The sequence below is a fragment of the Streptomyces sp. G5(2025) genome, assembly GCF_049542075.1.
Classification (GTDB): domain Bacteria; phylum Actinomycetota; class Actinomycetes; order Streptomycetales; family Streptomycetaceae; genus Streptomyces.
The window spans coordinates 2654838-2678277 of the sequence record NZ_JBMUZT010000006.1 but is presented as its reverse complement, the minus strand read 5'-3'; the positions used below and the strand labels follow the sequence as shown (position 1 = coordinate 2678277).

General features: G+C 72.0%; 19 protein-coding genes and 1 pseudogene. 9 read left to right on the top strand and 11 right to left on the bottom strand.

Translation table 11 applies throughout. From position 1 onward, the window contains the following. Nucleotides 1–199: 199 nt before the first annotated feature. Nucleotides 200–1096, bottom strand: coding sequence for a LysR family transcriptional regulator (locus ACOBQB_RS22890; protein WP_423594012.1), 897 nt, complete (start codon nt 1094–1096; stop codon nt 200–202). A gap of 104 nt (nt 1097–1200) precedes the next feature. Here ACOBQB_RS22890 and ACOBQB_RS22885 point away from each other — a divergent pair. Next, a pseudogene (locus ACOBQB_RS22885) lies at nt 1201–2066 on the top strand (EamA family transporter); the annotation flags it as partial. A gap of 82 nt (nt 2067–2148) precedes the next feature. Here the strand turns inward: ACOBQB_RS22885 and ACOBQB_RS22880 are convergent. The 3 genes from ACOBQB_RS22880 to ACOBQB_RS22870 form a co-directional block, all read right to left on the bottom strand. Then, a complete protein-coding gene (locus ACOBQB_RS22880) occupies nt 2149–2949 on the bottom strand; it encodes a sugar phosphate isomerase/epimerase family protein (RefSeq protein ID WP_423594011.1) in 801 nt (266 codons plus the stop codon). A gap of 50 nt (nt 2950–2999) precedes the next feature. Then, nucleotides 3000–3557, bottom strand: coding sequence for a Uma2 family endonuclease (locus tag ACOBQB_RS22875; protein ID WP_423594010.1), 558 nt, complete (start codon nt 3555–3557; stop codon nt 3000–3002). A gap of 97 nt (nt 3558–3654) precedes the next feature. Then, entirely contained in the window at nt 3655–4254 is a 600-nt protein-coding gene (locus ACOBQB_RS22870) for a LysE family translocator (RefSeq protein ID WP_423594009.1), read from the bottom strand. Between the two features lie 311 nt (nt 4255–4565). Between ACOBQB_RS22870 and ACOBQB_RS22865 the strand changes: the two genes are divergently transcribed. Next, nucleotides 4566–5984 carry a PLP-dependent aminotransferase family protein gene (locus ACOBQB_RS22865; RefSeq protein WP_423594008.1) on the top strand — a complete coding sequence of 473 codons (1419 nt, stop codon included), beginning with the start codon at nt 4566–4568 and terminating at the stop codon, nt 5982–5984. Between the two features lie 546 nt (nt 5985–6530). Here the strand turns inward: ACOBQB_RS22865 and ACOBQB_RS22860 are convergent. Beyond that, entirely contained in the window at nt 6531–7574 is a 1044-nt protein-coding gene (locus ACOBQB_RS22860; RefSeq protein ID WP_423594007.1) for a LacI family DNA-binding transcriptional regulator, read from the bottom strand. Between the two features lie 155 nt (nt 7575–7729). Here ACOBQB_RS22860 and ACOBQB_RS22855 point away from each other — a divergent pair, with 155 nt between their 5' ends. Genes ACOBQB_RS22855 through ACOBQB_RS22845 form a run of 3 tightly spaced genes read left to right on the top strand, consistent with a single transcriptional unit; the run spans nt 7730 to nt 11009 of the window. Beyond that, nucleotides 7730–8893: a Gfo/Idh/MocA family protein gene (locus tag ACOBQB_RS22855; protein WP_423594006.1), complete on the top strand. Its 1164-nt coding sequence runs from the start codon at nt 7730–7732 to the stop codon at nt 8891–8893. Further along, on the top strand, nt 8890–10164 hold the full coding sequence (locus ACOBQB_RS22850; RefSeq protein ID WP_423594005.1) for a dihydrodipicolinate synthase family protein: 1275 nt from the start codon (nt 8890–8892) through the stop codon (nt 10162–10164). The genes ACOBQB_RS22855 and ACOBQB_RS22850 overlap by 4 nt, the downstream gene beginning before the upstream one ends. Continuing rightward, nucleotides 10161–11009, top strand: coding sequence for a sugar phosphate isomerase/epimerase family protein (locus ACOBQB_RS22845; protein WP_423594004.1), 849 nt, complete (start codon nt 10161–10163; stop codon nt 11007–11009). The genes ACOBQB_RS22850 and ACOBQB_RS22845 overlap by 4 nt, the downstream gene beginning before the upstream one ends. An 18-nt stretch (nt 11010–11027) precedes the next feature. Here ACOBQB_RS22845 and ACOBQB_RS22840 read toward each other — a convergent pair whose 3' ends face one another. After that, nucleotides 11028–11195, bottom strand: a complete 168-nt coding sequence (locus tag ACOBQB_RS22840; RefSeq protein ID WP_423594003.1) for a hypothetical protein — start codon at nt 11193–11195, stop codon at nt 11028–11030. A 345-nt stretch (nt 11196–11540) separates the two neighbouring features. Between ACOBQB_RS22840 and ACOBQB_RS22835 the strand changes: the two genes are divergently transcribed. Both ACOBQB_RS22835 and ACOBQB_RS22830 read left to right on the top strand, forming a co-directional pair. After that, a complete protein-coding gene (locus ACOBQB_RS22835; RefSeq protein ID WP_423594002.1) occupies nt 11541–13772 on the top strand; it encodes an ATP-dependent RecD-like DNA helicase in 2232 nt (743 codons plus the stop codon). A gap of 215 nt (nt 13773–13987) precedes the next feature. Then, nucleotides 13988–15286 carry a citrate synthase gene (locus ACOBQB_RS22830; protein WP_423594001.1) on the top strand — a complete coding sequence of 433 codons (1299 nt, stop codon included), beginning with the start codon at nt 13988–13990 and terminating at the stop codon, nt 15284–15286. A gap of 481 nt (nt 15287–15767) precedes the next feature. On the opposite strand, the gene ACOBQB_RS22825 is transcribed toward ACOBQB_RS22830, so the two are convergent. The 5 genes from ACOBQB_RS22825 to ACOBQB_RS22805 all read right to left on the bottom strand — a co-directional run bounded on the left by ACOBQB_RS22825 (nt 15768) and on the right by ACOBQB_RS22805 (nt 21126). After that, complete coding sequence (locus ACOBQB_RS22825) at nt 15768–18065, bottom strand: heavy metal translocating P-type ATPase (RefSeq protein WP_423594000.1); 2298 nt, start codon at nt 18063–18065, stop codon at nt 15768–15770. A 100-nt stretch (nt 18066–18165) separates the two neighbouring features. Further along, entirely contained in the window at nt 18166–18489 is a 324-nt protein-coding gene (locus tag ACOBQB_RS22820) for a heavy-metal-associated domain-containing protein (protein WP_423593999.1), read from the bottom strand. Nucleotides 18490–18624: 135 nt separating this feature from the next. Further along, nucleotides 18625–18822 (bottom strand): MerR family transcriptional regulator, encoded by a 198-nt coding sequence (locus ACOBQB_RS22815; RefSeq protein WP_423593998.1) that lies wholly within the window; start codon nt 18820–18822, stop codon nt 18625–18627. Between the two features lie 373 nt (nt 18823–19195). After that, a complete protein-coding gene (locus ACOBQB_RS22810) occupies nt 19196–20125 on the bottom strand; it encodes a helix-turn-helix transcriptional regulator (protein ID WP_423598677.1) in 930 nt (309 codons plus the stop codon). A 101-nt stretch (nt 20126–20226) separates the two neighbouring features. Next, the gene (locus tag ACOBQB_RS22805) at nt 20227–21126 is read right to left on the bottom strand and encodes a sugar phosphate isomerase/epimerase family protein (protein ID WP_423593997.1); all 900 of its coding nucleotides are present in this window, start codon (nt 21124–21126) and stop codon (nt 20227–20229) included. Nucleotides 21127–21252: 126 nt separating this feature from the next. Between ACOBQB_RS22805 and iolC the strand changes: the two genes are divergently transcribed. Then, a complete protein-coding gene (iolC, locus tag ACOBQB_RS22800) occupies nt 21253–22233 on the top strand; it encodes a 5-dehydro-2-deoxygluconokinase (RefSeq protein ID WP_423593996.1) in 981 nt (326 codons plus the stop codon). 285 nt (nt 22234–22518) lie between these two features. Next, a complete protein-coding gene (locus ACOBQB_RS22795) occupies nt 22519–23430 on the top strand; it encodes a Cgl0159 family (beta/alpha)8-fold protein (protein ID WP_423598675.1) in 912 nt (303 codons plus the stop codon). Nucleotides 23431–23440: the final 10 nt, after the last annotated feature.

Genomic DNA, 23440 nt, shown 5'->3' with positions numbered 1-23440 from the left:
CGGGTGACGGGCGGGTGGCTGGGGAGAGGTCCGTGCGGTGCGCGGGGCCGCGGGGTGCGGCCTCGGCGGGCGGGTGGCCGGTGGGCGGCGGCTCTTCGGGGCGGTTCGGCTGGCGGGTGGCGGGTGGCGGGTGGCGGGTGGCGGGTGGCGGGTGTCGGGTGGGAAAGGTCCTTGCGGTACCCGAAGCCACAGCGCACCGTCACGCCGCCCAGCGCGCCCGCAGCACCCGTACCGTCTCCGTGATGGCAGGCCGCCGCGCCGCCCCCGCGCGCCACAGCACGTACAGCCGCCGCACCGGCACCGGTTCGAGCCGGACGGTGACCGCGCCGTCCGGGATCGGGCCGCGCCCCAGCCGCGGTACGAGCGCGATGCCGAGCCCCGCCGCGACGAGCGCGACCAGCGTCGGGTTCTCCTCCGCCTGGTGGGCGATGTGGGGCTCGCAACCCGCCTCACGCAGAGTCCGCACCAGCCACTCGTGGCAGACGAGCCCCGGCGGCTGGGTGATCCAGCGTTCGCCCTTCAACTCCTCGCGCCGCACCGACGTACGCCCCGCGAGCCGGTGCCCGTCCGGGACGACGAGGTCGCAGAAGTCGTCGCCGATGACCGCCTGTTCGACGCCGGGCGGAGTCGGCAGGGGCGCGATGTCCCAGTCGTGGACGACCGCCACGTCGACCGCGCCCTTGGCGACCAGGTCGATGGAGAGGTGCGGGTCGATCTCCGACATACGGGCGTCGAGCGCCGGATGGCGCCGGGCGAGTTCCGCGAGCGCCCCCGGCAGTAGCCCGCGCGCCGCCGAGGCGAACGCCGCGATGGTCAGCCGCCCCGCCGGCACCCCGCGCCGCTCCTCCAGCTCGGTCTCGGCGCGCTCCATGATGGCCATCAACTGCCGGGCGGTGTCCGCGAGATGGAGCGCCTCCTCAGTGAGCGCGACACCTCTGCCGCGGCGCTCAAGGAGGGTGGTGCGCGTCTCCCGCTCCAGCTTCGCTATCTGCTGGGAAACGGCGGACGGGGTGTAGCCGAGCGCGGTGGCGGCGGCGCCCACGGTGCCGTGCACGGAGACGGCGTGCAGGGCACGGAGCCGGGCGAGATCGAGCACGGGGGGCCTCCCGGTTCAGCGACACAACCAATTAGCGTTGCTTCATCCAATCATGCAGAGATCCGTGCTGGTCCTACACGTTGGGGCCGGGTGATCCTCAACGCATGCGACCCGCACATGTCTGCCTGGCCGTCCTCGTCGCCGCCGTATGGGGCGTCAACTTCGTCGTCATCGAAGTGGGGCTCGACCACTTCCCGCCACTCCTCTTCTCCGCCCTGCGCTTCCTGGTGGCCGCGTTGCCCGCCGTCTTCTTCGTGGGGCGGCCGAAGGTGGCCTGGAAGTGGCTGGTCGGGGTCGGGCTGGTCCTCGGCGTGGTCAAGTTCGGGCTGCTCTTCATCGGCATGGACGCGGGGATGCCGGCGGGCCTGTCGTCCCTGGTGCTCCAGATCCAGGCCGTCTTCACCGCCCTCTTCGCCTTCGTGGCGCTCGGCGAACGGCCCGGCCGGGTCCGCGTGACGGGCATGGTGATCGCCCTCGCGGGCATCGCGGTCGCCGCCGTCGACCAGGGGGAGACGGGGCCCTCACCGCCTTCGCGCTGCTGATCGGCGCCGCGGCCTGCTGGGGCGTCTCCAACGTCCTGACCCGCAAGGCGTCCCCGCCCGACGCCCTGAACTTCATGGTGTGGGTGAGCACCGTTCCCGTACTGCCGCTGCTCGGGCTCTCGCTGCTCCTGGAAGGGCCGACCAGGGACCTTCAGGCGCTGCGCTCCCTCGACTGGTCGGGCGCGGGCATCATCGTCTACGTCGCCTGGATCACCACCGTCTTCGGCTTCGGCGCCTGGGGCTACCTGCTGCGCCGCCACCCGGCGTCCACCGTCGCCCCGTACTCCCTGCTCGTCCCGGTCTTCGGGATGTCCGGCGCGGCCCTGGTGCTCGGCGAGTCGATGAGCGCTCTGAGGTGGTGCGCGGCCGCCCTGCTGGTGGGCGGCGTCGCGCTGACCTCGTTCTCGAAGGGTCCGTCCGTGAAGGGTCCGTCCGCGAAGGGTCCGTCCGCGAAGGGTCCGTCCGCGAAGGGTCCGTCCGCGAAGGGCCCATCCGTGCAGCGCGGTGGCGTCAGCCGGAGCGGGACACGAGCCGTGACAGGAAGTCCCGGCCGGGACCGAGCAGTTGAGGCAGCGGTGCCGCCTGCTCGTACCACCGCTTCTCGTACTCCCAGCACAGCCAGCCGTCCCAGCCCTCCGCGCTGAGTACGCCCACGCACTCGGCGAGCGGCAGGGTTCCGGCGCCGAGCGCGAGTGGCGTCGTGTCGTCCGCCGAGGCGATGTCCTTCACCTGGACGTAGCCGAGGTAGGGGGAGAGCGCGGCGAAGGTGTCGGCGGGGGACTCGCCGCCGCGCCAGGTGTGCATCACGTCCCACACGGCGCCGACCTGGCGGTGCCCGACCGTGCCGAGGACGCGGGTGACGTCGGCGCCGGTGCGGTGCGAGTCGTGGGTCTCGACGAGGACGCGTACGCCGGCGTCGGCGGCGTACCGTGCGGCGGTGCCGAGCCGTCGCGCGGCCGTCGCGTCGGCCTCCGCCTCGTCCTGGTCGGTGCCGCCGCCGGGGAAGACGCGGACGAAGGGGGCGCCGAGGTCACGGGCGAGCCCGACGAGGGAGTTCAGCTCGTCGAGGACGGGTTCGTCGTCACCGGGCGCCGCCACGCGCGCGTACCCCGCGACGGTGAGGATCTCGACGCCGGCGGCCTTGAACTCGGCGGCCACGTCGGCCCGCTCGACGAGCCCGAGCCCGGGATGCACCGGCTCCTCGGGGTGCGCGCGCAGTTCGACGCCCTGATAGCCGTGATCGGTGGCGAGCCGCAGCACGTCGGGAATGGGCAGACCGGGCACGCCGAGGGTGGAGAAAGCGAATTTCATAAGCCCGACAGTAGGCGCGGCCATGTGGCCGCGGTCAACCCCGCCCCCCCTCAGCCGAGCTCACCGGCCTTCGGGAAACCCCCCGTCTTGACGGTGATCTCCCGCCCGGCGAGCGGCAGGACGAGGTCCGCGCCGAACGGGACCTCCGTCTCGTCCTCGTACGCCCCTGTCCGGGTGGGGCGGCGGTGGACGGTACAGACCCCGGCCTCGGGGTCGATCACCACGTACACCGGGATGCCGCATTCCGCGTACAGGCGGACCTTTTTGGCGAAGTCGTTGTCCCGGCTGCTCTTCGAGACGACTTCGAGCACCGCTTCGAGGCTGTGCCACTCGAAGCGGCCACGGCTGTTGCGCTCCGCTCCCGGCGCGATGATCGCCAGGTCGGGCGCGTAGCCATACTGACTGGACGGGAAGTCGATCATGACGTCGGAGAGGATGTCGCCACGGGCGGCGAGCTGCTGCCTGATCTGAGGGGCGGCCTCAAGGATGACTTTCCACTGGTATTCGCCTTGCGGCGTCATGATGATCTTCCCCTCGGTGATCTCGACGCGGTAACCGCGGGGAAGGTTGACGCCGTCCAGTACGTCCCAGGCGCTAGGTGCATCCATGACCATGACTGCCATATGAGCCTCCTTTTCCCGGTGATGTCAACGACATCCAGACCTCGGGGACACGGCGGTACGCAGCGGGCGCAGCCCCAGTCCCTCAGAGGAACGCCAGCCGCGCCCCCAGCGCCGCGAACGCCACCGCGAACGTGCGCCGCATCCAGCTCACCACCCGGGGGCGGGAGATCACGTGGTTGCGCATCGCCGCCGCGAAGCGGCCGTACGCCACGAAGACCGCGAACGTGATCAGCATGAAGTACGCGCTCAGCTCCGTCATGCGCAGGAACGCGTACGGCTCGTCGGTGCTCACGAACTGCGGCAGGAACGCGAAGAAGAACAACGTCAGCTTCGGGTTGAGGATGTTGATCAGTACGCCCGTCAGGATCGTGCGGCCCGCCGAGCGCGGCTCGCTCTCCCGTTCGGCGGTCAGCTCGCTCTTGTCCCGCAGCGTGCTCCACGCCATGTACAAGAGGTAGGCCACGCCCAGGTACTTGAGGGTCTGGAAGGCGACCGCGCTGGCGTTCAGCAGGGCCGCGAGGCCGGTGATCGCGGCCACCATGTGCGGGACGACGCCCAGCGTGCAGCCGACGGCCGCGATCACCGCGGCCCGCGTGCCGCGCGAGAGCCCCGCCGCGATCGTGAACAGGACACCCGTGCCGGGCGTCACACAGACGACGAGGGAGGTGAGGAGAAATTCCATGCCTCGACCCTGTCGTCACAATGGCTCCATGAACAGGTCCAATGGATCTTCTTCCGACCAGTCCATAACAACCGGCGGCGCGGACACCGGGCACGCCCGCACCGCCTCCTCCGACTTCCTCCAGCTCGACCCCCGCGAGGCCCCGAGGGGCGGCCTCGGCGACTGGCTGGCGCGGCGGATCAGGGAGGCCATCGCGGACGGCCGTCTCACCACCGGCAGCCGGCTCCGCCACCCGCACCCTCGCCGCCGAACTCGGCGTCTCGCGCGGCGTCGTCACCGAGGCCTACCGGCGGCTCACCGAGGACGGACACGTGGCCGGGCGCGGCCGGGGCGGCACCGTCGTCGTCGCCGTGCCGCCACCCCGGCCGGCCCGTCGGCCAAGCGGTGCCGCAGAGATCCCCCCGGGTCGCCGCCCCGGCCTCTCCACCGCCCCGCCCGACCTCGGCCTCTTCACCGCCCCGCCCGACCTCGGCCTCTTCACCGCCCCGCCCGACAACCTCTTCACCGCCCCGCCCGACCTCGGCGTCTTCGACGCCCTGCGCGCCGCGCCCGCCCGCGTCGACCTGACCCCGGGGCTGCCGGACCTCGCCGCCTTCCCGCGCGCGGCCTGGCTGCGCGCGGAGCGTGCCGTGCTGGCCGGGCTGACACCCTCCGACTTCGGGTACGGAGATCCGCGCGGCACCCCGGCCCTGCGTACCGCCGTCGCGCGCTGGCTCTCCCGGAACCGCGGGATCGTCGCCGACCCGGACGACGTGATGATCGTCAACGGCACGGCCCAGGCCCTGCGGCTGCTCGTCGACGTCCTGCGCGCCGAGGGGATCACGGACGTCGCGGTCGAGGAGCCGGGATCACTCGGCGTACGCCAGCATCTGCGGCCCCTGCGCACCCCGCCCGTCCCGGTCGACGCCCACGGCGTCCGCGTCGACGCGCTACGGGCCACCGGCGCCCCCGCCGTACTGCTCACCCCCGCCCACCAGTTCCCCACCGGTGTGGTGCTCGGCGGCGAGCGGCGCCGCGAGCTGATGGACTGGGCCCGCGACGGCGGCCTCGTCATCGAGGACGACTACGACGCCGAGCACCGCTACGACCACCCCGCCGTCCCCGCCCTGCGCGCCCAGCTCCCCGAGCACGTCTGCTACGCGGGCAGCGTCTCCAAGCTCCTCGCGCCCGCCCTGCGCCTGGGCTGGCTGCTCGCACCGCCCGCGTACCGGGCGGCGCTGGTGGACGCCAAGCGCCTGATCGACCTCGGCAACGCGGCCCTGCCGCAGCTCGTCCTCGCCCACCTCATGGAATCCGGCGACCTGGAGCGCCATCTGCGGCTCATCCGCAGGCACCACCGCAGGCGCAGGGACGCGATGATCGGCGCGATCCGCACGCATCTGCCGGGGGCGGTCGTGCACGGCGCGGCGGCCGGGCTGCACCTGATGATCACCCTCGACGGCCAGATGTACGGCCAGATGTACGGCCAGATGTACGGCCAGACGTACGGCCAGACGTACGGCCAGACGTACGAGCAGACGTACGAGCAGACGTACGAGCAGACGTACGAGCAGACGTACGCGGGCTCCGACGCCGACCTCGCCACCGCAGCCCTGGCCCACGGCGTCAAGGTCCACCCCCTGTCGTGGCACACCCAACTCCCGCACCCACCAGGCCTGGTCCTCGGCTACGCGGCCGGCAGCCCGACGCAGATCGCGGAGGGGGTGAGAGTGATCGGGGGATTGCTGTGAGCCGAGGGCCCGGCCGAAGCCCCGGCCGTAGACACCGGCCGAAGCCCCGGCCGAAACCCCGGCGGAGGGCCCGGCTGAAGACCCCGGCCGTAGACACCGGCCGAAGCCCCGGCCGAAAACCCCGGCTGAAGACCCCGGCCGAGGACCCGGCTGAAATCCCTGGCCGAGGACCCGGCCGTAGACCCCGGCTGAAGACCCCGGCCGAAGACCCGGCCGAAATTCCCGGCCGAGGACCCGCCTGAAGACCCCGGCCGAAGACCCGGCCGTAGCCCCCGGCCGACCCGGCCGTAGCCCCCGAGCCTCCCCCGAGCTGAGAACCCGCCTGAAGACCCCGGCCGTAGACACCGGCCGCAGACACCGGCCGAAGCCCCGGCCGAAAACCCCGGCTGAAGACCCCGGCTGAAGACCCCGGCCGAGGACCCGGCTGAAATCCCTGGCCGAGGGCCCGGCCGAAATTCCCGGCCGAGGACCCGGCCGAAATCCCCGGCCGTAGACCCCGGCCGAAGACCCGGCCGTAGCCCCCGAGCCCCCCCGAGCTGAGAACCCCTACCGCGGCCCCGCCGTGGACCCCCGCACCATCAACTCCCCGTGCACCGTCGCCACACCCCCCGGCGGCGGCTCCTCCTTGCCCATGGCGATGCGGCCCGCCCGCGCGCCCGCCTCGTGCAGCGGCAGCCGTACCGTCGTGAGCGCGGGCACGGCGTCGATGCTGAACGGCAGGTCGTCGAAGCCCGCCACCGAGACGTCGTCGGGGATCCGCAGCCCCTTGTCCCGCAGCGCGGCGCACGCGCCGAGCGCGACCGTGTCGTTGGCGGCGACGACGGCCGTCAAGTCCGGGGCGCGGCGCAGCAGTTCGTCCGTGGCGTCGTATCCCGAACGCCGGTCGTAGGGGCCGTGCACGGTGAGCGCGGGGTCGTCCTCGACGCCGTGCGCGGCCAGCGCCGCGCGGTGGCCCTCCAGGCGGTGCCGGGTGGTGGTCCGTTCGCGGGGGCCCGCGATGTAGCCGACACGCCGGTGGCCGAGGCCCAGCAGGTGCTCGGTGAGCCGCCGGCCGCCCCCGCGGTTGTCGAAGGTGAGCGCCACCGCGTCCGTGTCCGGCGAGGGCGGCCGCCCGCACAGCACCACCCGGGTGCCCGCCTCCGCGAGGCGCCGCAGCTTCCCCGAGATCACGGCGGCGTGCTCGGCGTCCTCGATGGCGCCACCGGTCAGGATCACCGCGGCGGCGCGTTGGCGCTGGAGGAGCGTGAGATAGGTCAGCTCGCGCTCCGGGGAGCCTCCGGTGTTGCAGACCACCGCCATCCGCTCCCCGCCCGCGCGGCCGCCCGGCCCGCCGATCTCGGACTGCACGGCACCCGCCATGATCCCGAAGAAGGGGTCGGCGATGTCGTTGACGAGGATGCCGACCAGGTCGGAGGTGGCCGCGGCGAGCGCGCTCGCGGGGCCGTTCAGGACGTAGTCGAGATCGTCCACGGCCCGCAGGACCCGCTCGCGGGTGGCGGCGGCCACGGGGTAGTTGCCGTTCAGTACGCGGGAGACGGTGGCGGGGGAGACCTGCGCGCGCGCCGCCACGTCCGCCAAGGTCACGGTCATCGAGTCGCCCTCCGGTCACTGCGCCGGCCCGGCACCCTTGTCCGGACCCTGTGCGGCAGGCTAGCTTCTCCGTAGATAGAAAGCGCTTGCTATGCGCGCTGAGCATGCTACGCACGCCGGAAAAGCGCTCACCATCCGCTTACGGAGGGACTTTCGTGACACGCAAGACGGTGCGCATCGCCATGAACGGCGTCACCGGACGCATGGGCCACCGCCAGCACCTCGTCCGCTCGATCCTCGCCCTCCGCGCACAGGGCGGCCTCGACCTCGGCGACGGCACAGTGCTGTGGCCCGAGCCGGTCCTGGTGGGCCGCAGGGAGCACGCGCTGCGCGCCCTCGCCGAACAGCACGGCCTGGAGCACTTCTCGACCGATCTCGACGCGGTCCTCGCCGACCCGGGCGTCGACATCTACTTCGACGCGCAGGTCACCTCCGCCCGCGAGGACGCCCTCAAGAAGGCCATCGCCGCGGGCAAGCACCTCTACACCGAGAAGCCGACCGCCACCGGCCTGGACGCCGCCCTCGGCCTCGCCCGCCTGGCCAGGGACGCCGGCGTCAAGCACGGCGTCGTCCAGGACAAGCTCTTCCTGCCGGGCCTGCTCAAGCTGAAGCGGCTCATCGACGGCGGCTTCTTCGGCCGCGTCCTGTCCGTGCGCGGCGAGTTCGGCTACTGGGTCTTCGAGGGCGACTGGCAGCCCGCCCAGCGCCCCTCCTGGAACTACCGCGCCGAGGACGGCGGCGGCATCGTCGTCGACATGTTCCCGCACTGGGAGTACGTCCTGCACGAGCTGTTCGGCCGCGTCCGCACCGTCCAGGCGCTGACCGCCACGCACATCCCGCAGCGCTGGGACGAGCGCGGCAAGCCCTACGACGCCACCGCCGACGACGCCGCGTACGGAGTCTTCGAGCTGGACGGCGGCGTGATCGCGCAGATCAACTCCTCCTGGGCGGTGCGCGTCCACCGCGACGAGCTGGTGGAGTTCCAGGTCGACGGCACCGAGGGCTCCGCCGTCGCGGGGCTGCGCGACTGCCGCGTACAGCACCGCAGCGCGACACCGAAGCCGGTCTGGAACCCCGACCTGCCCACCACCCACTCCTTCCGCGACCAGTGGCAGGAGGTCCCGGACAACACCGAGTTCGACACCGGGTTCGACAACGGCTTCAAGGCGCAGTGGGAGCTCTTCCTCAAGCACGTCTACGCCGACGCGCCCTACCGCTGGGACCTCCTCGCGGGCGCGCGCGGCGTGCAACTCGCCGAGCTGGGCCTGAGGTCCTCCGCCGAGGGCCGCCGCCTCGACGTGCCGGAGATCGAGCTGTGACCCGGCCCCTCCAGGTGCTGCTGCCCGCCGAGGGAGGCGGCACGCGCGCGTACACCCCACGGGGCGAGCCTCTCCGTATCGCCGCCGACGGCCCGCCGTTCACCTCCCGCACCGTCTACTCCGCCGCCCACGTCGTCGCCGACCCGTTCGCGGACGTCTCCCCCGACGGCCCCGCCGCCGTCGACTGGGACGCCACGCTCGCCTTCCGCCACCACCTGTGGTCGCACGGACTGGGCGTCGCCGAGGCCATGGACACCGCCCAGCGCGGCATGGGCCTGGACTGGCCGGGCGCCGCCGAGCTCATCCGCCGCTCGGCCGCCGAGGCGAAGGCGGTCGGCGGCCGCATCGCGTGCGGCGTCGGCACCGACCAACTGTCAACCGCCCAGCTGTCAACCGACCAACTGCCAACCGCCCAGCTGTCAACCGACCAACAGCCAACCGCCCAGCTGGCAACCGGCCAGTTGACAACCGGCCGGCCGACCCTGCCCGCGAAGCTGCCGCAGATCGTCCAGGCGTACGAGGAGCAGCTCGCCCTCGTCGAGGCGGCCGGCGCCCAGGCGATCCTGATGGCGTCGCGCGCCCTCGCCGCCACGGCCACCTCCCCGGACGACTACGCCGAGACGTACGGCCACCTCCTGCGCCAGGCGAGCGAGCCGGTGATCCTGCACTGGCTCGGCCCCATGTTCGACCCAGCCCTTGAGGGCTACTGGGGCTCGGCCGACCTGGACGCGGCGACCGACACCTTCTTGGACGTCATCGCCGCCCACCCCGACAAGGTCGACGGCATCAAGATCTCGCTCCTGGACGCGGACCGCGAGGTCGCCCTGCGCCGCCGCCTCCCGCAGGGCGTGCGCTGCTACACCGGCGACGACTTCCACTACCCCGAGCTGATCGCGGGCGACGGCCACGGCTTCAGCCACGCGCTGCTCGGCGTCTTCGACCCGCTCGGGCCACTCGCCGCCGAGGCGGTGCGCGTCCTGGACACCGGCGACGCGCAGGGCTTCCGCGCTCTCCTCGACCCCACCGTCGAGCTCTCCCGCCACCTCTTCCGGAACCCCACGCGCTACTACAAGACCGGCGTGGTGTTCCTGGCCTGGCTGGCCGGGCACCAGACACACTTCACGATGGTGGGCGGCCTCCAGTCGGCCCGCTCGCTCCCGCACCTCGCCCGCGCCTACGAACTGGCCGACGGCCTCGGCCTGTTCCCCGACCCCACCCTGGCGGCGTCCCGGATGCGCTCGCTGCTGACCGTCCATGGAGTACCGCAATGAGCACCGCGCCGCCTTCCGCGTTGCCGCTGTCGCGCCTCAGCCTCAACCAGGAGACCGTCAGGCAGCTCTCCCTCCCCGACCTCGCCGAGGGCTGCGCCAAGGAGGGCATCACGGCCGTCGGCCTGTGGCGCACGCCGGTCCAGGAGTACGGGGTCGAGCGCACCGCCCGCCTCATGCGCGACTCCGGCCTCACGGTCACCAGCCTGTGCCGGGGCGGCTTCTTCACGGACACCGAAGAGGCGGCACGCGCGCGTGCCCTGGACGACAACCGCGCGGCGATCGACGAGGCGGCGGCCCTCGGCACGGACACACTGGTCCTCGTCTCGGGCGGCCTGCCGCCCGGCAGCCGCGACCTGGCCGGGGCACGGGAGCGCGTCGCGGAGGCCCTCGCACTCCTCGGGCCCTACGCCGAGCAGCGGGGCGTACGCCTGGCCATCGAGCCGTTGCACCCGATGTTCGCCGCCGACCGCTGCGTGGTCTCCACGCTCGGGCAGGCCCTCGACCTGGCGGAGCGCTTCCCCGCGCACCAGGTGGGTGTGGTCGTGGACACGTACCACGTCTGGTGGGACGACCGGGCGCCCGCGCAGATCGCACGGGCGGGGCGCGGCGGGCGGCTGCACGCCTTCCAACTGGCGGACTGGATCACGCCGTTGCCTGCGGGCGTGCTGCTCGGCCGGGGGCAACTGGGCGACGGCAGCGTCGACTTCAAGGCCTTCCGGGCTTTGGTGGAGGCCGCCGGGTACGACGGCCCGATCGAGGTCGAGATCTTCAACGAGGCGCTGTGGGCGCGGGACGGGGGTGAGGTGCTGCGGGAGACGGCGGAGCGCTTCCGCGCATGCGCGTGAGGGATGCCCTCCGGCCGGTTATCCCTTGCCGCCCTTCCGGCGCGCCGCCTTCTTGGAGACCACCGCGATCACGACCGGGGCGAGCATCTCGATGCCGCGCGTGACGGTCTGCACGGGGATGCCGGTCTTCTTGGAGATCGCCTTGGCCACCGGCCTGCTCAACTTCGTGACGACACCGAACATCATCTCTCCAGGCTCTAGAGGCTCCAGGGGGCGTCCGACCGGACGTCAGCACTCCTGGATCAAACGCTACGTCCGCCCCCGCGCGTCGGCACCCGGAAGCCCTCCACGGAAATTTTCTCGGCAACGCCGTGCAACCCTTTGGGCACGACACGTGTCGTACTTGGTGTCAGGACTTTCCGAGGGGGAAATCCGGGGGGATTCCGGGGGGCTTCTGGCACATGGGGGAGGGATCGAAGGGGCCCGGTCGAAGGACCGGGCCCCTTCGTGCGTCGCCCGCTCACGCCCTCTCCCTTCGAAAGTTATCCACAGGCTGTCCGCGTTGTCGGTGCCGGGCGGTAGCGTCGGATCATGTCGAGTCCAGCTGTAGCGACGGCGGTGGTCGAGGGCGTCCTCGAACGCATTACGTACGCCAATGAGGAGACCGGGTACACGGTCGCGCGCGTCGACACCGGCCGCGGCGCCGGCGACCTGCTCACCGTCGTCGGTTCGCTGCTCGGCGCCCAGGCCGGCGAGTCCCTGCGGATGCAGGGCCGCTGGGGCTCCCACCCGCAGTACGGCAAGCAGTTCACCGTCGAGAACTACACGACGGTGCTGCCCGCCACCATCCAGGGCATCCGCCGCTATCTCGGCTCCGGCCTCATCAAGGGCATCGGCCCCGTGATGGCCGACCGGATCACCACCCACTTCGGCGTGGACACCCTCGACATCATCGAGACCGAGCCGAAGCGGCTCGTGGAAGTGCCCGGCCTCGGCCCCAAGCGGACGAAGATGATCGCCGCCGCCTGGGAGGAGCAGAAGGCCATCAAGGAGGTCATGGTCTTCCTCCAGGGAGTCGGCGTCTCCACCTCCATCGCCGTGCGCATCTACAAGAAGTACGGCGACGCGTCGATCTCCGTGGTGAAGAACGAGCCGTACCGCCTAGCCGCCGACGTCTGGGGCATCGGCTTCCTCACCGCCGACCGCATCGCCCAGTCCGTCGGTATCCCGCACGACAGCCCGGAGCGCGTCAAGGCCGGTCTCCAGTACGCCCTTTCGCAATCCACCGACCAGGGCAACTGCTACCTCCCCGAGGAGCGCCTCATCACCGACGCGGTGAAGCTGCTCCAGGTCGACACCGGCCTCGTCATCGACTGCCTCGCCGAGCTCGCCGGGGAGGAGGAAGGCGTCGTCCGCGAAGCCGTCCCCGGCCCGGACGACGGCGACATCACCGCCGTCTACCTGGTCCCCTTCCACCGGGCCGAACTGTCCCTCGCCGGGCAGCTGCTGCGTCTCCTGAAGACCCCCGAGGACCGCATGCCCGCCTTCCGGGACGTCGCGTGGGACAAGGCGCTCGGTTGGCTCGCGGACCGCACCGGGGCCGAGCTCGCGCCCGAGCAGGAAGCGGCGGTGCGGCTCGCGCTGACCCGGAAGGTCGCCGTCCTGACCGGCGGGCCCGGCTGCGGCAAGTCCTTCACGGTCCGCTCCATCGTCGAACTGGCCCGCGCCAAGAACGTCAAGGTCGTCCTCGCCGCCCCCACCGGCCGCGCCGCCAAGCGCCTCGCCGAGCTCACCGGCGCCGAGGCCTCGACGGTCCACCGCCTGCTCGAACTGAAACCCGGAGGCGACGCGGCGTACGACAAGGACCGGCCCCTCGACGCCGATCTGGTCGTGGTCGACGAGGCCTCGATGCTCGACCTGCTCCTGGCCAACAAACTGGTCAAGGCCGTCCCGCCCGGCGCCCATCTGCTCTTCGTCGGCGATGTGGACCAGCTGCCGAGCGTCGGCGCGGGGGAGGTCCTGCGGGACATGCTCAGCGAGGGCAGCCCGGTCCCCGCCGTCCGCCTCACCCGCATCTTCCGGCAGGCCCAGGAGTCGGGCGTGGTCACCAACGCCCACCGCATCAACTCCGGCGTCCCGCCCCTCACCCAGGGCATGAGGGACTTCTTCCTCTTCGTCGAGGAGGAGACCGAGGAGGCCGGCCGCCTCACGGTGGACGTCGCGGCCCACCGCATCCCCCGCAAGTTCGGCCTCGACCCGCGCCGTGACGTCCAGGTCCTGGCGCCCATGCACCGCGGCCCGGCGGGCGCCGGAAACCTCAACGGCCTCCTCCAGCAGGCCATCACCCCCGCCCGGCCCGGCCTGCCGGAGAAGCGGTTCGGCGGCCGGGTCTTCCGCGTCGGCGACAAGGTCACCCAGATCCGCAACAACTACGAGAAGGGGCGAAACGGCGTCTTCAACGGCACGGTCGGCGTCGTCACCGCCCTCGACCCCGACGAACAGCGGCTCACCGTCCTGACCGACGAGGACGAGGAAGTCCCCTACGACTTCGACGAACTGGACGAACTGGCCCACGCGTACGCCGTGACGATCCACCGCTCCCAGGGCAGCGAGTACCCGGCCGTGGTGATCCCGGTCACCACGGGCGCCTGGATGATGTTGCAGCGCAACCTGCTCTACACCGCAGTGACACGCGCCAAGAAGCTGGTGGTCCTCGTCGGTTCGCGCAAAGCTCTGGGTCAGGCTGTACGCACGGTCTCCGCGGGCAGGCGTTGTACGGCACTGGATTTCAGGCTCTCGGGGCGCCGCGGAGAGGCCCCGTGACGGTTGCGACCCGTTTGATCGATCAAACGAGTCGGAAACGTCACACAGCACTTCCGGAACCGGGGCGAAGGGGGCAGGATGAGCAGGTTGGCGGCACTGAGTGCCGCCAATAGGCCCAATGGTCGACCCCGAGTGCACTCTCCAGGGCCAAATGGGGGATGGTAGAGACAGTCAGGGCACCTCGAAGAAGAGGCACAACGTCGGTGAGGGATGACGTGAGCGAGAACGGTAACAACGCTGTAGTACTGCGGTACGGCGATGGCGAGTACACCTACCCGGTGATCGATTCGACCGTCGGTGACAAGGGCTTCGACATCGGGAAGCTCCGCGCCCAGACCGGTCTGGTGACCCTGGACAGCGGCTATGGCAACACCGCCGCCTATAAATCCGCCATCACCTATCTCGACGGTGAGCAGGGCATCCTCCGGTACCGCGGCTACCCGATCGAGCAGCTGGCCGAGCGCTCCACCTTCACCGAGGTGGCGTATCTGCTGATCAACGGCGAACTGCCGAAGGTCGACGAGCTGGCCTCGTTCAAGAACGAGATCACGCAGCACACCCTGCTGCACGAGGACGTCAAGCGGTTCTACGACGGCTTCCCGCGCGACGCCCACCCGATGGCCATGCTGTCGTCCGTGGTCAGCGCGCTGTCGACGTTCTACCAGGACAGCCACAATCCGTTCGACGAGAAGCAGCGTCACCTCTCGACGATCCGCCTCCTCGCCAAGCTTCCGACGATCGCCGCGTACGCCTACAAGAAGTCCGTGGGCCACCCGGTCGTCTACCCGCGCAACGACCTCGGCTACGTCGAGAACTTCCTGCGCATGACGTTCTCGGTGCCCGCCGCCGAGTACGAGCTGGACCCGGTCGTCGTCGCCGCGCTCGACAAGCTGCTGATCCTGCACGCGGACCACGAGCAGAACTGTTCGACCTCCACCGTGCGTCTGGTCGGCTCCTCGCAGGCGAACATGTTCGCCTCGATCTCGGCCGGCATCTCGGCCCTGTGGGGCCCGCTGCACGGCGGCGCCAACCAGTCGGTCCTGGAGATGCTGGAAGGCATCCAGGCCTCCGGCGGCGACGTCGACACCTTCATCCGCAAGGTGAAGAACAAGGAAGACGGCGTGAAGCTCATGGGCTTCGGGCACCGCGTCTACAAGAACTTCGACCCCCGGGCGAAGATCATCAAGGCGGCGGCGCACGACGTCCTCTCGGCGCTCGGCAAGTCCGACGAGCTGCTCGACATCGCGCTGAAGCTGGAAGAGCACGCGCTGGCCGACGACTACTTCGTCGAGCGCAAGCTCTACCCGAACGTGGACTTCTACACGGGTCTCATCTACCGGGCCATGGGCTTCCCGACCGAGATGTTCACCGTGCTGTTCGCGCTGGGCCGCCTGCCGGGCTGGATCGCGCAGTGGCACGAGATGATCAAGGAGCCGGGTTCGCGGATCGGGCGTCCGCGCCAGATTTACACGGGTGAGGTTCTGCGGGACTTCGTCCCGGTCGAGGGTCGCTGATCTTTTCGCGGGAGCTGCGGGCCGGATGTGGCTGGTCGCGCAGTTCCCCGCGCCCCTTCGGGGCGCTCTCTCTCCCGGCGTAAAGCGGAAAGCGCCCCGCCGTCGATCCCCCCACGGGTCGACGGTCGGGGCGCTTCCCTTTTTCCCGGTGCGGATTCCCCCCACGGGATCCGGCCGGGCGTCTGTGGTTGCCCTGCGGTCTGCCGGGACGCGTACTGACGGGAGGGCCGCTCAAAGCTCCCCGACGCACGTGCCCCGGCCAACGCATGCCAAGGACATCCCCCAAGATGTCCTCCGATGTCAGAAGACGTCCCCCAAGACATCTTCTGGCATCGTCCCATTAGACTCGCGACCCCCCAAGATGGTTACGTTCGGATCACTGTGATCTGCGTCTCTTGCATATGTCCCGAACATGCGCAAGGGCCCTGATATGGGGATCTACGCGCCCGCGTGAGGATGCTGAAACGGTCCTGTGAAGAGCTTATGAGAACGCCCGCAGACGCAGGCTGTTCGTGACCACGAAGACCGACGAGAACGCCATCGCGGCGCCCGCGATCATCGGGTTCAGGAGCCCGGCCGCGGCGAGCGGCAGCGCGGCCACGTTGTAGCCGAAGGCCCAGAAGAGGTTGCCCTTGATGGTCGCGAGCGTCGCGCGGGAGAGCCTGATGGCATCGGCCGCGACCCGCAAGTCCCCGCGCACCAGCGTCACGTCGCTCGCCTCGATCGCCACGTCGGTGCCGGTACCCATCGCCAGGCCCAGATCGGCGGTGGCGAGGGCCGCCGCGTCGTTCACCCCGTCCCCGACCATCGCCACGACCCGGCCCTCGGCCCGCAGCCTCGCCACGACATCGGCCTTGTCCTGCGGCAGGACCTCCGCGTACACGGCGTCCGGGGCGATCCCCACCGCCTGCGCCACGGCGTCGGCGACGGCCTTGTTGTCGCCGGTGAGCAGTACCGGCGTCAGGCCGAGCGCCCGCAGCTCGCGTACCGCCTGAGGGCTCGTCTCCTTCACCGCGTCGGCGACCGTGAGCACGCCGCGCGCCGCACCGTCCCAGGCGACGAGCACGGCCGTGCGTCCGGCGGCCTCCGCCTTCTCCCGCAGGGCGGTCAGCGCGTCCAGGCCCGTGACCCCCGCCTCCGCGAGGAGCCGCTCACGCCCCACCAGCACCTCGTGCCCGTCCACCGTGCCGCGCACGCCGAACCCGGCGACGTTCTCGAACCCCTGGGGCGTCGGCAACCGGCCGACGCTGGTGCCGAGCCGCTCGGCGGCGCCCGCCGCCACGGCCCGGGCGACGGGGTGCTCGGAGGCGTGCTCCAGGGCGCCCGCGAGGCGCAGCAACTGCTTCTCGTCCGTGCCCCCGGCGGTCCCGGTCCCGGCGGCGTACGCGTCCTCCATCTCCATGTGTCCCGTGGTCACCGTCCCCGTCTTGTCCAGGACGACGGTGTCGACGCGGCGCGTGGACTCCAGTACCTCGGGGCCCTTGATGAGGATGCCGAGCTGCGCGCCGCGTCCGGTGCCGACCATCAGGGCCGTCGGGGTCGCGAGGCCCAGCGCACAGGGGCAGGCGATGATCAGCACGGCGACGGCGGCCGTGAACGCGGCCGTCACCTCGCCCGTGACGCCCAGCCAGCCGCCGAGCGTGCCGAGCGCGATGAGCAGGACGACCGGCACGAACACCCCGGCGATGCGGTCGGCGAGGCGCTGCGCCTGGGCCTTGCCGGTCTGCGTGTCCTCCACGAGCCGCGCCATGCGCGCCAGTTGGGTATCGGAGCCGACGCGCGTGGCCCGCACCACCAGGCGCCCCGAGGTGTTCACGGTCGCCCCGGTGACGGCGTCGCCGACGTTGACGTCGACCGGCACGGACTCACCGGTCAACATCGAGGCGTCGACCGCCGACGCGCCCTCGACGACGGTGCCGTCGGTCGCGACGGTCTCCCCGGGGCGTACGACGAAACGGTCGCCGACGGCCAGCCGTCCGACCGGAATCCGCTCCTCCGCGCCGTCGTGACGCAGTACGGTGACGTCCTTGGCGCCCAGTTCGAGCAGGGCCCGCAGGGCGGAGCCGGCCCGCCGCTTGGCGCGGGCCTCCAGCCAGCGGCCGAGCAGGATGAACGTGATGACGCCGGAGGCCACTTCGAGGTAGATGGTCGAGGCGCCGTCCCCCGGCGAGGCCGTGAAGCCGAAGCCGTGCCGCATCCCCGGCATCCCGGCGTCCCCGAGGAACAGCGCCCACAGCGACCAGCCGAAGGCCGCGAGAGTGCCGACCGAGACGAGGGTGTCCATGGTCGCCGCGCCGTGCCGGAGGTTGGTGGCCGCGGCCCGGTGGAAGGGCAGGCCGCCCCAGACGACGACGGGCGCGGCGAGGGTCAGCGAGAGCCACTGCCAGTTGTCGAACTGGAGGGCGGGGACCATCGCGAGCACCACCACGGGCAGCGAGAGGACCGCGGAGACGGTCAGGCGCTGCCGCAGCGTGTCGGGCTCGGCGATGTCGGCGGGGGTCGGGGCGGGCGCGCCGTCGGCCGCCGCGGCCCCTGGGGGTCGCTCGGGTTCGGGCGGGGGCGGGACGATCTCCTCGGCCGTGTAGCCCAGCTTCTCGACCAGGGCGATCAGCTGGGCGACGTCTACTCCGTCGGCGTACGAGACCTTGGCCTTCTCCGTGGCGAGGTTGACCGAGGCGGTCACGCCCTCCACGCGGTTCAGCTTCTTCTCGATGCGGGACGAGCAGGAGGCGCAGGTCATCCCGCCGACGGCGAGTTCGACCTCGGAGACTTCGGTCATGTCTCCTTGGTACTACTTCCGGCCGAGCCGGGCGGCGGCGGGCCCTGGATGCCGGGGTCCGAGGACTCGGGACCACAGGGCCGCCGCCCCGCCCGTGGCCTCAGGCCTTGACGCCGACGAGCTCGTAGCCCGCCTCGTCGACCGCGGCGCGCACCGCGGCCTCGTCCAGCGGGGCCGCGGAGACCACGGTCACCAGGCCGGTGGCGGCCACGGCCTCGACGGAGGCGACGCCCGCGATCTCGGAGATCTCGCCGGAGACGGCGCCCTCGCAGTGGCCGCAGGTCATGCCCGTCACCTCGTACACCGTGGTGACGGCGCCCTGCGGCGCCTCGGCCGCGCCGCCGGAGTGGCAGGAACCGCTGGGGGAGCAGCAGGAGCCGGTCGTCTCGGACGCGGCCTGCGGGAGCTCGGTCTGGGCGCTCATGTCGTTCTCCTCGGGAGGCGTGTGTACGTATGCGACGTAACGTGCAGGAGGTGGCCCCGGAGTTCCCGGGACCCCCTGACGTACATCAGGCTATACCCCTAGGGGGTATTTCTCAACGAGGTCCCGGCCGCGGCGTCAGTCTCTGCGTCCCCGGTTGCGCGGGCGGGACGCCACCCACGCGCGGACGGTGTCGGCGTACCAGTAGGGCTTGCCGCCCTCCACGTGGTCGGGGTCCGGCAGCAGTCCGTGCTTGCGGTAGGAGCGCACGGTGTCGGGCTGCACCCGGATGTGCGCGGCGATCTCTTTGTACGACCAGAGTCTGCGGTCCGTCATGGGTGGCACCTCCCTGCGCACGCCCAGGGCGGCCGGAGGGGCCGACGGGGGAACTGGGCGCGAGCGCGGCGATCACTCAGCCTGTGCCCCGTGAACGACGCAGAGTGACCAGCGGGAAGCGGCTGTCGACTGCCTGTGACGCAAGACCCGCGTACATGAGACATGTGTGACAAGAAAAGTGTGTTTGTGACGGAAGCGGCGCATGAGCGCGGAGGTGACCCGGCCTGGGCGGGGGCGGCGGACGCACACCGAGGTGGGCCGGGCCCGCTGCGCCGGACCCGGCCCACCCGCTTCCCCGCGTCCCTCCGGCTTCCGGCTCGGAGGGCGGCGCGGGTTCCCCCGCGGCGGTTGGCCCAAGGGTCACAGCGTGCCGTCAGCGACGCCGTCCCGTCTTGGAGAAGAGCGCACTCGGCGAGAGAACCGCACGCGGCACCGCCGGCCCGGCCGGGAGCACCAGGCTCGTGGGCTGCCCGTCGAGCCGGTCCGCCGCCGGCGCGGACGCCGCGTCCCGCGCCCGCGTGAACTGACGCGGCGTACACCCCGTCAGCGCCTTGAACTCGCCGCTCAGATGGGCCTGGTCGTAGTAGCCGCAGGCCGCCGCCGTCTCGGCCTGGCCGTGGCCGGCCGCGAGCATCCCGCGGGCCCGCTGGAGCCGCAGGACCCGCCCCGCGGCCTTGGGCCCGATCCCGATCTGCTCCCGGAAGCGGTTCTCCAACTGGCGTACGCTCCAGCCGACCTCCTCGGCGAGGCGGCCGACCGGGGCGGTGCCCCCGGAGCGTACGAGTCCGGCCCAGGCCCGCACGGTGCGCGGGGAGGGCGGCGGGCCCGCCGCGGCCCAGCGGGCGAACACCTCGTCCAGCAGGTGGAAGCGCGCGGGCCAGGAGGGCAGCGCGCCCAGCGCGTCGGCGAGTTCGGCCACGCTCTCCCAGCGGCCCGGGTCCGGGCGGACGCCGAGCGCGTCGGGGTCGAGGGTGCGGTCGGCCAGTTCGTACAGCGCGGTGCCGAAGAGCGTGAACGCGGCCCACGGCATCAGCAGCACCTCGATGCCCGCGAGCCGCCCGTCCTGCTCCCCGAGCACCGGAGTCGTGCCGAGCCCGGAGAGGACCGAGACGAGCGAGACCGGCGGCCGGCCGGGTCCCGCGCGCCCCGGCCGTTCGAGGCCCGGCTGTTCGAGGCCCGAGATCCGCACCGGTCGGCCGAAGCCGAGCAGCAGGGTCACCGCGCCGATCGGCACCTCAAGGCGCCGCCGCGGCCCGGTCAGCGCGAGCCGGGTGCCGCGGTAGCCGATCACGCCCGGCCGCAGCCGGGGATGCGGGCGCGCGAGGGCGATCTCCCACCGCCCGTCGGGTGCCCGCAGGACGCCGGGGCTCCCCAGGGCGGGGGTCCTCGGGGCGTCGGGGGTCCTCAGGCCCCGCACGACCGCAGGAAGGCGCGGGTGCGGCGGGCGATCGGCAGCGGCTTGTCCGGCGGACACGGGTACATGTCCTGCTCGACGATCGCGAAGAGGTCGACGCCGAGCCGCTGCGCCGCGGCGAGGACGGGCCCGAGGTCCGGCACCCCGGCGGGCGGCTCGCACATCACGCCGCGGGCCACGGCGGGCCCGAACGGCACCTCGTCCGCGCGCACGGCGGCGAGGATCTCCGGGTCGACCTGCTTGAGGTGCAGATAGCCGATGCGTTCGCCGTACGTCTCGATGAGCTTGACGCTGTCGCCGCCGCAGTACGCGTAATGCCCGGTGTCCAGGCAGAGCGAGACGAGGCCGGAGTCGGTGGCGTCGAGGAAGCGGGTGACGTTCTCCTCGGTGTCGATGTGCGTGTCCGCGTGCGGATGGACGACGACCTTCAGGCCGTACCGCTCGCGGACCTCGTGGGCCAGGCGCTCGGTCTGGGTGGTCAGTTCACGCCATTGCGCGGGCGTCAGGACGCGGTCCTCCAGGACCACGCCCGTCTTGTCGTCACGCCAGAAGGAGGGGATGACAACGAGGTGGTGGGCGCCCATGGCCCGGGTGAGGGCGGCGATGTCGGCGACGTGCGCCCAGGTCTTCTCCCAGACGGCGGGGCCGTGGTGCAGGCCCGTGAAGACCGTGCCCGCGGAGACCTTCAGGCCGCGGCGGGCCGTCTCATCGGACAGTTCGGCGGGGTCGGTGGGCAGATAGCCGTAGGGGCCGAGCTCGATCCACTCGTAACCGGAGGCGGCGACCTCGTCGAGAAAGCGGCGCCAGGGGACCTGCTGGGGGTCCTCGGGGAACCACACGCCCCAGGAGTCGGGCGCCGAACCGATCCTGATGCGAGACAGCGTCGTCATGTCGGCAAGCCTCCAGTCCGCCTCTGAGGAGTGTCAAGGAGTGGTCCTAATGTAAGGACAAAATGTTGACAGGGCTCCGGGGGCGGGATTAGACCTGGGGCAGGCGCCGCCGAGAGGGAGTGCAGGGTGACGGACCCGACGGACCTGACAGACCCGACAGACGCGTATGACGTCATCACCATGGGGCGGATCGGGGTCGATCTGTATCCGCTGCAGAGCGGGGTGCCCCTCGCCGAGGTCACCGCGTTCGGGAAGTTCCTCGGCGGCTCGGCCACCAACGTCGCGGTCGCCGCGGCCCGCCTGGGCCGGCGCGTCGCCGTCGTCACGCGCACCGGCGAGGACCCCTTCGGGGCCTATCTGCACCAGGCGTTGCGGGAGTTCGGGGTCGACGACCGGTGGGTGAGCGCGGTGGCGGGGCTGCCGACGCCGGTCACGTTCTGCGAGATCTTCCCGCCGGACGACTTCCCGCTGTACTTCTACCGGCTGCCGAAGGCTCCCGACCTGGAGATGTACGAGAGTGAACTCGACCTCGGGGCGATCGCGGCGGCGCGGATCTTCTGGATGACGGGGACGGGGCTGTGCGCGGAGCCGAGCCGGTCGGCGACGCTGGCGGCGCTGGCCGCGCGGTCGGCGGGCGTGACGGTCTTCGATCTGGACTGGCGGCCCATGTTCTGGGGCGACCCGGCGGAGGCCCGGCCCCACTACACCGCCGCCCTCGCCCACGCCACGGTCGCCGTCGGCAACGTCGACGAGGTGGAGATCGCCACGGGGGAGCGGGAACCCCGGGCCGCGGCAGCGGCGTTGCTGGATGCCGGGGTCGAACTCGCCGTGGTCAAGCAGGGACCCAAGGGCGTCCTCGCGATGAACCGCGCCGGGGAGTCGGCCGAGGTCCCTCCGCTGCCGGTGACCGTCCTCAACGGGCTCGGCGCGGGAGACGCGTTCGGCGGGGCGCTGTGCCATGGGCTGCTCGCGGGGTGGGAGTTGCAGCGGATCATGCGGTACGCCAACGCGGCGGGGGCGATTGTGGCGTCCCGCCTGGAGTGCGGTTCCGCGATGCCGTTTCCTGACGAGGTCGCTTCCGCTGTGGAGGCGGGGGCTGTGCTGTGAACGCCGGTGATGGGCAGCGTCCGCGGGGCTCCGCCCCGGGCCCCGCTCCTCGAACGCCGGAGGGGCTGAATTTTGGTGGCCGGACGGTGGAGCTGGGGGTTGTGCTGTGAACGCCGGTGATGGGCAGCGTCCGCGGGGCTCCGCCCCGGGCCCCGCTCCTCGAACGCCGGAGGGGCTGGATTTTGGTGGCCGGACGGTGGAGCTGGGGGTTGTGCTGTGAACGCCGGTGATGGGCAGCGTCCGCGGGGCTCCGCCCCGGGCCCCGCTCCTCGAACGCCGGAGGGGCTGAATTTTGGAGGCCGGAGGCGAGGTGTTGATGTTGCCGGCCTTAGCCGTACCCGTGCCCACCAGCCCGAAGCCGTCGCCGAAGCTGCCGCGCGGCGGGTGCGGCGGCCCCTCCTCGGGGGTGGCGGGCGGTTGTTGATCATCGCCGCCGACCACCCCGCCCGCGGCTCACTCGGCGTCGGCGATGATCCGTTCGCCATGGCCAGCCGCGGCGACCTCCTCGAACGGCTCCGCCTCGCGCTGTCGCGCCCCGGGGTCGACGGCGTGCTCGCCACCGCCGACATCCTCGACGACCTGCTGCTCCTCGGCGCCCTCGACAGCAAGGTCGTCATCGGGTCGATGAACCGCGGCGGGCTCGCCGGGGCCGCCTTCGAGCTGGACGACCGGTTCACCGGACACCGCCCCGAGGACCTCACACGGCTCCGCTTCGACGCGGGCAAGCTGCTGCTCCGCGTCGACTACGACGACCCCGGTTCGCTGACCACCCTGCACTCCGCAGCGCGCGCCGTCGACGCCATGGCCGAGCGCCGACTGCCCGTCTTCGTCGAGCCCTTCCTGACCCGCCGCGGGGGACCGGACGGCACCGGGCCGCCCCGCAACGACCTGAGCGCCGAGGCCGTCACGACGTCCATCGCCATCGCCTCGGGGCTCGGCGGGAGTTCCGCGTACACCTGGCTGAAGGTGCCCGTCACCGAGAACCCCGACGACATGGCCCGCGTCATGGAGACGTCGACCCTGCCGGCGGTGCTGCTCGGCGGCGACATCGGGGACGATCAGGACGCCGCGTACGAGAAGTGGCGCGGCGCCCTGCGCCTGCCCACCGTGCGGGGCCTCGTCGTCGGCAGGGCGCTGCTGTATCCGCCCGACGGGGACGTGGCGGGGGCGGTCGACACCGCCGTGGGGCTGCTCTAGCGGAGCACAG